At 78.6% G+C, this 1,280-nt stretch carries 2 protein-coding genes; both read right to left on the bottom strand.

Translation table 11 applies throughout. The annotated features are described in order from the left end of the window. On the bottom strand, nucleotides 1–350 hold a 350-nt coding region (locus AB0K09_RS33480; protein WP_366069155.1), incomplete at its 3' end, for a CbiX/SirB N-terminal domain-containing protein. Next, on the bottom strand, nucleotides 347–1,280 hold a 934-nt coding region (locus tag AB0K09_RS33475), incomplete at its 5' end, for a uroporphyrinogen-III synthase (protein ID WP_366069154.1). The genes AB0K09_RS33475 and AB0K09_RS33480, both read right to left, overlap by 4 nt.

Here is a 1,280-nt window from a genome sequence, read left to right as displayed (position 1 = left end):
GAGCATTTCCGATGCGCCGAGGCGAGCAGCGGATCGGGGCCCAGCGGCCGGGCCGCGCGGCCGCCCGGCCGCCCGGCCGCGGCCAGGACGGCCGGGATGTCGGCGCTGACGTGGTAACCGGGCCCGAGCAGCACGGGGACGAGTACGGCCGCGCCGGTCAGCCCCGACAGCACGTCCTGCGGCCGGGGTTCGGCCAGGCCCAGGAACGCGCACTCCACGCGCAGGGCCGGCCGCAGCGCCCGGACCCGGTCGAGCAGCCGGTGCAGGGTACGGACGCCCGCCGGGTCGCGGGTGCCGTGCGCGACGGCCAGCAGGACGGGCGGCCGGTGGCCCGGCGGACGTCCCGTCACCGGGCGCCGGCCAGGCAGTAGCCGCGCTTGGGCACCGTACGGATCAGCCCGGCGTGCGGGCCCAGCGCCTTGCGCAGCCGGGCGATGGACATCTCCACCGCGTGCCGGTCGGCGGCGTGCCCGTCCGGCCAGGCGCGCCGCAGCAACTCGGCGCGGCTGAGCACGCGCCCGGGCCGTTCGGCGAGGGCGCGCAGCACGGCCGACTGCAACGGTGAGAGCCACACCGGCTCGCCCTCGCAGAACAGCGCATGGCCCTGGAGCGTCAGCCGCCGCGGCCCGGCGCACAGTTCCCAGCGCGCCCGCCGGGGCAGGACCTGCTCGATCGCCCGGACGAGCGCACCGAGCCTGCCGCGTTCCGGACAGTGCACCGGCACGCCCGCCTCGCGCAGCGGCTGCGCGCACAGCGGGCCGACGCAGAAGGCCGGCACGTCGCCGCCCAGCGCGCTCAGGAACCGCTCGCGCTCGCCGGTGGCCGCGGCCGCCTCCAGCAGGGCCACGGCGGCCGGCGCGCTGGTGAAGGTCACGGCGTGCACCTCGGCCCGGACCGTGCTCTCGACCAGCCGGCGCACCGCCTCCGGGTCCTTCGGCGGCCCCCACCGGTACACCGGCACCTCGATGACCTCAGCGCCGCGCTCGCGCAGGGCCGCCGTGAAGTGCTCCAGCGGCGCGCCGTGTTCCTGGACGGCGACCCGCCGGCCGCGCAGATCACGGGCCAGCAGCCAGGTGAGCAGCTCGTGACTGGCCTCGGTGGCCGGGGCGAACGCCTCCGCCAGACCGCTGGCCCGCACCGCGCCGGTGGCCTTCGGGCCCCGGCTGACGACCGTCGCCCCCCGGCACGCCGCGGTCAGCGCGTCGGCCAGGCCCCAGCCCTCGGCGGCGCTCGTCCAGCCGCGCCAGCCCAGTCCCGTCGTGGCGACCACGTAGTCCAGC

The organism is Streptomyces sp. NPDC049577 (genome assembly GCF_040675635.1).
Lineage (GTDB): Bacteria > Actinomycetota > Actinomycetes > Streptomycetales > Streptomycetaceae > Streptomyces.
This window is presented reverse-complemented; position numbering and strand designations above follow the sequence as displayed.